Annotated in this window: 11 protein-coding genes; 8 read left to right on the top strand and 3 right to left on the bottom strand. The window is 41.4% G+C overall.

Features of this window, described 5'->3' with window-relative positions:
- Both IM485_RS16370 and IM485_RS16365 read right to left on the bottom strand, forming a co-directional pair.
- Positions 1-525 (bottom strand): Uma2 family endonuclease (locus IM485_RS16370; RefSeq protein WP_287744366.1); only part of this gene is annotated, 525 nt, incomplete at its 3' end.
- Between the two features lie 283 nt (positions 526-808).
- Positions 809-1750 (bottom strand): serine hydrolase, encoded by a 942-nt coding sequence (locus IM485_RS16365; protein WP_104395366.1) that lies wholly within the window; start codon positions 1748-1750, stop codon positions 809-811.
- Positions 1751-1860: 110 nt separating this feature from the next.
- Between IM485_RS16365 and IM485_RS16360 the strand changes: the two genes are divergently transcribed.
- The 8 genes from IM485_RS16360 (at position 1861) to IM485_RS16325 (ending at position 7356) form a co-directional block, all read left to right on the top strand.
- The gene (locus tag IM485_RS16360) at positions 1861-2523 is read left to right on the top strand and encodes a 4'-phosphopantetheinyl transferase family protein (protein ID WP_104395367.1); all 663 of its coding nucleotides are present in this window, start codon (positions 1861-1863) and stop codon (positions 2521-2523) included.
- Between the two features lie 97 nt (positions 2524-2620).
- Positions 2621-3754 (top strand): glycosyltransferase family 4 protein, encoded by a 1134-nt coding sequence (locus tag IM485_RS16355; RefSeq protein WP_002782662.1) that lies wholly within the window; start codon positions 2621-2623, stop codon positions 3752-3754.
- Between the two features lie 55 nt (positions 3755-3809).
- Positions 3810-4103, top strand: a complete 294-nt coding sequence (gene clpS / locus IM485_RS16350; protein ID WP_002765336.1) for an ATP-dependent Clp protease adapter ClpS — start codon at positions 3810-3812, stop codon at positions 4101-4103.
- Between the two features lie 2 nt (positions 4104-4105).
- Entirely contained in the window at positions 4106-4390 is a 285-nt protein-coding gene (locus IM485_RS16345; RefSeq protein ID WP_002732155.1) for a DUF2103 domain-containing protein, read from the top strand.
- A gap of 5 nt (positions 4391-4395) precedes the next feature.
- Entirely contained in the window at positions 4396-6342 is a 1947-nt protein-coding gene (locus IM485_RS16340; protein WP_287744362.1) for a pentapeptide repeat-containing protein, read from the top strand.
- Between the two features lie 11 nt (positions 6343-6353).
- Positions 6354-6575, top strand: coding sequence for a hypothetical protein (locus IM485_RS16335; protein WP_287744359.1), 222 nt, complete (start codon positions 6354-6356; stop codon positions 6573-6575).
- A 96-nt stretch (positions 6576-6671) separates the two neighbouring features.
- Positions 6672-6926: a type II toxin-antitoxin system Phd/YefM family antitoxin gene (locus IM485_RS16330; RefSeq protein WP_287744357.1), complete on the top strand. Its 255-nt coding sequence runs from the start codon at positions 6672-6674 to the stop codon at positions 6924-6926.
- Positions 6927-6936: 10 nt separating this feature from the next.
- Positions 6937-7356, top strand: coding sequence for a PIN domain-containing protein (locus IM485_RS16325; protein WP_004269015.1), 420 nt, complete (start codon positions 6937-6939; stop codon positions 7354-7356).
- Here IM485_RS16325 and IM485_RS16320 read toward each other — a convergent pair.
- A partial coding sequence (locus IM485_RS16320; protein ID WP_287744355.1) for a hypothetical protein occupies positions 7335-7655 on the bottom strand: 321 nt, incomplete at its 5' end. The two genes, IM485_RS16325 and IM485_RS16320, sit on opposite strands and share 22 nt — an antisense overlap.

Here is a 7655-nt window from a genome sequence, read left to right as displayed (position 1 = left end):
TTCTAGTTTAATATATTCTCCTGCCTGTAGCCGAAACCAATCAATTTCTTGTTCATAAAACCGCCAGACTAGGTATTCTTGGACTTGATTGCGACGGTAAACATTTAATTTTTGATGAACATCGTAGGAAGCACTAGAAGCCGCAATTTCGACAATTAATTCCGGCGCCCCTTCTACATAATCATCTTGACTAATTGTCGATTGTCCTCCCTTGTCAATTCTTAATAGGGCATCCGGTTGGGGTTCGTTATCAATATCTAATCTCACGGTGGCATTATCACCTAATCTAACACCTGGAGTCGCCGCTTTATAGAGAGCTAACCATCCGATAATATTAGCATGAGGCTCGGCGTGACTTTCAAATCTGAGGGGAGATGCCATATAAACAATTCCTTCAATTAATTCCGCTTTTTTGAGATGGGGCATCCCTTGATAACGTCGTTCAAATTCCCATCGAGTTAATTTATCGCCGTTTTCTAGGGGAGGAATTGTTAAAGAAGCAGCTATTACTGGGGTAGTTGTCATAAGTTTTCTCTTTTCACCCGTCTTCTAGTTAATCTTTGCCCGCTATCGGATCAGGATTTTTTCCTGATCTTCCATTATTATAACACCCATCGGTATGGTGTGTTAAAGTAGCTAAACACACCCACAAAAATCAATTTATTTCAGCTACAAGAACAAACCCCATCTATCCCAGAAAAGCTGTATATTGAGATGCACATCTGTAAATTTACGGTTCTATGGCAGTAGGATGTTTATCTAACACTTTTGGCAATGACAGAGAAACCCATCCTACCCACAGCTTAAATTAATGGATCTGCATAATTTTCTCGGCTACTTTCTGGGAAATAAAAGGTAAAATTGAGCGATTTTGACTGTTATCTTTTCCCTCGGTAAATACCACCAAGAGATAGGGAGTATGATGGGGAATTTCAATATAGGCTGCATCGTGACGTACTTGACTTGTCCAACCAGCTTTTGACCAAATTTGACTATTTTCTGGTAATCCTTGTCCCAGAAATCCTAAGATTTGTGTCTCATCTCCTTGACTTGTCCAATCAGCAGGATTAAGACTTCGTTTTAGTAAAGACATCATCATTTGAGAACGTTGGGAAGAAACCGCAATCCCCCCAACAATAGTATGAATTAAACGCGCCACTGCATTGCTAGTCAACATATTGCGATTTTCCATTAATTCCCCTAAAAAAGCGCGTTCACGTCCATAGGGACCATCAGACCAAGTTTTTTGATTAACGTTAATTGTCGCTAATTCTGGCCAATTTAAGGATTGAAAATAACGATTAACTATGTTGCGTTGTTGCTTCCAAGTTTCAAAAGGACCGGCGGCAATTTCTGGACCGCTAGTGGTTCCCGTGACCAGATCTACAACTAAACTGGTAGCATCATTACTAGAGTCAACAATCATGTCACGAATGGCGCGATTTAATTCGCTGCTTTCGGCAATCATTCCCCCCTCTAACCACTCATGAATTGCTACTAGATAAAACAATTTCACTAAACTAGCGGGATAGGTTCTTTCTTGTCCGCGATAACTAAATCCACGGGGGGAATATTTCCAGAATTCTTCGTGAGAAATTGCTCCCCCCGTGTTGACGATAACGGGAGGATCATATACTATCCAAGTTAGGGCGATTTGTTCTTGAGCTAATTGGGGAAATTCTCGCCAAGTTGTTTCTAAAATATCTGTGCCGAACTGTTGGAGGTGGTCTTCAGTATGAAAAAAGTTCATAGGTGTGCTGCAAAGTCAAGAGTTAGAAGGTGAATAAATTATTGAGTCGGCAATTCTCATTTTAAGGTAAAATTTACCGATAATTAATTATTTGATCGCTTCTGAGTTTAATGTTTATATCTACCGATGAGGTTCATCTCTATTTTATCAGTCTTGATCCCTCTGGGGATAGACTAGAAAAACTGGCTTCTTTGCTCTCGGAAGATGAAATAATTAGAGCTAATCGTTACCATTTTCCCGAACACAAGCGGCGTTTTTTGGTGGCTAGGGGGTGTTTACGCGAGATTTTAGGGTCATATTTGGCGATAAGTCCCGAAAAAATCGAGTTTATCTACAGTGAACGGGGAAAACCGAGTATTAACTACCAATTGCAGTTTAATCTCTCCCATTCCGAGGAGATGGCAATCTGTGGCTTGACTTTAACCGCTCGCATTGGGGTAGATTTAGAGAAAATGCGCCAGATGAAAGATTTAGATAGCTTGACAAAAAGGTTTTTTTGTGCTAAAGAACATGAGCTTGTTGAAAAGTCCGCAGAGAAGGAAAAGCTATTTTTTCAGTTATGGACGGCAAAAGAGGCTTATTTAAAGGCACTGGGAACGGGAATTAGCGGGGGACTTGATCGAGTGGAAGTGGGCCTCAATCCCTTAAAATTAGACAATGTGGCGGGGGAATGGCAATTATGGACAGCGGCAATCGGCGATAATTATCGAGCGACGGTGGTTATCGAAGGTAGCGATCGAGTGATTAAAACCTTTGGCCTTTCTGATCTATGATTAATTGGGGAGTTAATTGCCTTGAGAAATTCAGTAATTATTCCTAGCTATCTCAAAAAAAGCTTGTCCTTAATTATTACTTAACCTTGTTTTCTCTATGCGAATTGCTCTTTTTACAGAAACCTTCTTACCGAAAATTGATGGCATTGTCACCCGTCTTAAACATACCGTAGAACACCTACAAAGATTAGGTCATCAGGTATTAGTTTTCTCTCCCGATGGCGGTTTAAAGGAGTACAAAGGTGCTAAGATTCATGGAGTTACAGGGATTCCCTTACCCCTATATCCGGAATTAAAAATGGCTTTCCCCCGGCCTTCCGTCGGTCAAGCTTTAGAGAGGTTTAAACCTGATATTATTCATGTGGTTAACCCGGCTATTTTAGGGGTGGGAGGCATTTATTTTGCCAAAACTATGAACATTCCCCTCGTCGCTTCCTATCATACCCATCTCCCCCAATACTTACAACACTATGGATTAGGTTCCCTAGAAGGATTACTCTGGGAATTATTAAAATTGGCCCACAATCAAGCAAGTTTAAATCTCTGCACTTCCACCGCTATGGTGCAAGAATTATCTAGTCGTGGCATTGAAAAGGTCGAGCTTTGGCAAAGGGGAGTCGATACGGAATTATTTCAACCTCATTTAAAATCCCCGGCCATGAGACTGAAATTATCCCAAAATAACCCCGATAGTCCTCTATTATTATATGTTGGTCGAGTGTCGGCCGAAAAAGAAATCGATCGCATTAAACCAGTATTAGAAGCGATTCCCGAAGCAAGATTTGCCATTGTGGGAGATGGTCCCCATCGGGAAGCTTTAACAAGTCATTTTGCCGATACAAATACCCATTTTGTCGGTTATTTACAGGGGTTAGAATTAGCCTCCGCTTTTGCTTCCGCAGATGCTTTTCTGTTTCCCTCACGCACAGAAACCCTCGGTTTGGTACTCTTAGAATCCATGGCTGCCGGTTGTCCGGTGGTGGCGGCAAATTCGGGGGGAATTCCCGATATTGTCACCGATGGAGTTAATGGTCATCTCTTCGATCCTAGGGATGAAAAGGGTTTAATTAGTGCCACCCAAAGATTACTAACCGCCAAGGCAGAAAGAGAGGAATTACGACGAAATGCGCGTCTAGAAGCGGAAAAATGGGCATGGCAAGCGGCCACCAAACAGTTATTAAATTACTATCACCAAGTTTTGAAGAATAATTCTGTGGCTTTTGCCGCTTAATTGTTGTCAAAATGCTCGAATTTAACCGCAAAAACCTTGACCTATTGTAACTTTTATGGCCAGCGCACCCAGTACCACCTTAGATAAGTCCACCCAAGTGGTCAAAAAGACTTATCCCAACTATAAAGTTATTGTTCTCAACGATGACTTTAACACCTTCGATCATGTGGCCAATTGTTTAATTAAATATATCCCGGATATGACTACCGATCGAGCTTGGGAATTAACTAATCAAGTTCACTACCAAGGACAGGCAATTGTCTGGACCGGTCCCCAAGAACAAGCGGAACTTTATCACCAACAATTGCGACGGGAAGGATTAACCATGGCTCCCCTAGAGGCCGCATAATTATGAATAATGGTCGCTTAGTTTGGAATCATTCTACTCATATACCGGGGTTGATTGCGGTATTAGAAAAGTTAATTACTTATCAGGGAATCACCACTGTCACCCCGGGGGTACTTTCTCGCTCAAAAGGTCATTGTCCGCGGTTACAATTGCGGATATCAGTGCCGATTCGTGGTGGTTTTAAGCTGATTGCGAGGACAGGAAAAAGTGTTCAGGAAGTCTTTGTTATTACCGATTTAAACCAAGAGGATTTAGAAATGGCTATCCAAGCTTGTTTAGGAAAATAACTGTCGTGGGTGCGTTGTTGAAAGGCTGCTGGTTACTAATCATTGTTTTTCTGTTTTTCTGTTTACATTCTCTCCCTAGTTTGGCAGTAGTGGATAGGGTTCCCTTAACAGTAACTTTATTGCAGGAACGTTTAAGCGCACCCGTCCTTAAAGAAGGGATGACTACTATCGATTTAGCCAATTTAGTTATCGATATCCGCGATGAAAATAAGGAACTACAAGAACAATTTTATCAACAGATTCAAGGTCAAATTAATCGCGCTAAACAACCCCTAGGTTTAGATTTTAGTAATTCCTTAATTCAAGGCAATTTTATCGCTTCCCGTCTGGGTTTACCGACTCCTTTAACAAAAGTGGCCCTTGCTACCTTGTTATCACCCACAGAAGAACAGTTATTACAACAGGACGAAAATTTTTTATTCGATAGCGATGAACCGGTTTTTAATGTCACAGTATTTCGTGGACCGGTGAAGTTGCAGGGAACCGTATTTATGGGAGAAGTGGACTTTTCTAAGACTTTTTTTCTGCAAATTGTCGAAGCAATGGCAGCAAAATTTAGTCGTGAAAGTAATTGGGTAGAATCGCGTTTTGCTAGGGTGGCAAAATTTACCAAAGCCAATTTTATGGGAGATGTAAATTTTAGTCAAAGTCAATTTTTAAATAAAGCCATCTTTCGCAGCGTACATTTTAAAAGTATTACTAACTTCCATCGCAGTCATTTTACTGCTGAAGCTTATTTTGATCAAACCAAATACGATAAACCCGCAGATTTTACCCGTACTTTCTGGCAAAAAGAAGCTAATTTTTCCCAAAGTCAATGGCGAGATCGTCCGCTATTTTCTAAGAGTAGATTTTTAAGTTTATTAACCTTTAGAAATGCCACTTTTGAAAAATCAGGCGCTTTCCGGTCTAGTTATTTTAATGGTGTGGTTAGTTTTCAAGATGTGAAACTTTTAGATCAGGTAGATTTTAGTAATTCCACTTTTACTAAAAATAGTTATTTAAGTGTATCAGGATTAGCTTTTGATTCCGATAAAGCTAAAATCCTAGGAGATAGAGGAGTAATTGGTCAAGCAATTTATTTACCAACTTTAACAGGAAATGAGACAGTTTTAAGAAATTTAGTTCGTAATTTTCGCTCCCTAGAACAAATTGCCGATGCTAATCAAATTGAATACAAAACCGAAAAATTGCGATTACAACAGTTAAAACAAAAACTGAATAATATCTCAGTTATTCGCCTAATTAACCTCACTTGGGTAGCTGATTTTCTGCATACTTCTTTCCTTACTTTACTATTACTCTTAAGTCAAGATGGTACAAATTTTAGTTTAGTTTTTGGTACAGGAATCATAATTTTTGCCTATTTTGGCTGTTTATTTTGGTTAATCGATCGCGTGCGTCGTCTCACTCCTAAACCAGTAATTCCTAATGGTTATGAAATCTTTTGTATGGTAACTAGCTATATTATTCTCACCCTTTCAGGTGTGTTTAATATCCTGCAATCTGCCAGTCGTCCCCTACTAACTTTAACAGCTATTGCCCTAATTCTTGTCCCCTTACCCCTAATTTTAATTATCGAACTTTATCGTCGGGGACGCTATCACGATTTAATGGATAGTTCCTATTTCCTCCAAGATGGTAGTATGCGACAATTACGCTTATTAATCACCCGTTTACCCGTAGTTCCTGAATTTCCCCTCTTTCGCGATCGTTATACTCCTATTCCTTGGCAAAAGCGTTGGAATTGGTTAAATTATTACGATTTAAGTCTCAATAATTTGCTAAAATTAGGCTTTAATGATTGGCGAGTTCGCGATCGAGAATTACCCGCTATTATTTCTTTTTTAGTTTGGTATCAATGGGGTATCGGCATCTTTTATATTACTCTCCTTATCTGGACTCTCTCGCGCACAATTCCGGGGTTAAATCTCTTGATTTATTTAAAATAAACTGTAAAAATTTGAATACAGCAGTTATCTTTTCGTTTTGGGTAACAGAAATAAGATTGCTCTTAGAGAAGAAATTAGCTGCCCATGAAACTCAAACAGATTTTGATAACCTAGCCCAAGCTTTAGCAGAATTGCGACAAATTTCTGCTGAAGAAAACTATACTATAGAAGTTCCTACTCGCCAAGATCGTTCTCATCCATTTGCAAAAAGCTTAAATGACATTCCTGTGTGATACTAACATTATCAGCGAGTTAGCACGTCCCCAACCTAAGATTTTTCTGCTAAAATTATCTACACAACAGTACACAAGCGGGAAAAGCAATAGTCTATGCTAGAAAAAATCGGAATGGGAGAATTCCGGGATCATCTCGCCAAATATTTGAGTTCTACTACTCCCATCGCCGTCACTTGCCAGGGTCAGACGGTGGGTTATTTCTTACCGGCACGACCGGAGCCATCGGAAGCGGAGATCGACGGGTTAAAACGCGCCGCCGAGAGGTTGGATGCGCTTTTACGCGAACAGGGACTTTCTGAAGATGCGCTCGTTTGCGAATTCCGTCAACTCCGGGAAGGCGAGCGTTAGGCTTTCTGCTATGACGAAAAGAATCGTTCTGGATGCCAATATTCTCATCCGTGCCGTGTTGGGGAAAAAGGTACGGGAGATGATCGCTCGGTTCGCTCCCACGGTAGATTTTTTTACGACCGATCGCTGTTACGCCGACGCAAGACGATATTTACCGATTCTTTTCGAGAAACGCGACCTAGGGAGCGAGGACGCGATGGCAGTCTTGGAAGGTTTGACCGGTTGGGTGCGGATCGTGGATAACAGCCTGTACGCTTCTTACGAAGGGGAGGCTAGAAAACGCATCGCCGCGCGGGATGTGGACGATTGGCCAGTCGTGGCGCTGGCTTTATTGCTGGAATGCCCGATCTGGACGGAAGACGCGGATTTTTTCGGCACGGGGGTGGCAACCTGGACGAGCAATCGGGTTCACCTGTATTTCGGTGAGTGAGCGACGGCGATCACAACAATATCCGATATTCTGGTGAATTCGTAAGAATCGAAGATATCCCGCCGTAGTCGGTGGGTATCGCCCTGGACTAGGTGCGCTTCCCAACTTTGCGAGCGTTGGATGAGTTTGGCTAGGGTTAATCTCAGACCGGCTAGATAGGGTTTGCTGAATAAATTTGAAATGTAGGCAAAGTAAAGGTTTTGGGGCTTTTCTCGCGAAACAGGTGCAAGATTTTGAGAGAATCGTCGTTCAAAACCTTGCGTCTTCATCGGCCCGCGTCCTGTAGGGGCGAAGCATTC

The sequence above is a fragment of the Microcystis sp. M169S2 genome (genome assembly GCF_020245865.1).
Taxonomy (GTDB): Bacteria; Cyanobacteriota; Cyanobacteriia; order Cyanobacteriales; family Microcystaceae; genus Microcystis; species Microcystis ichthyoblabe_A.
Note: the sequence above shows the minus strand (reverse complement) of the source record. Positions and strands in the feature narration are given on the sequence as shown.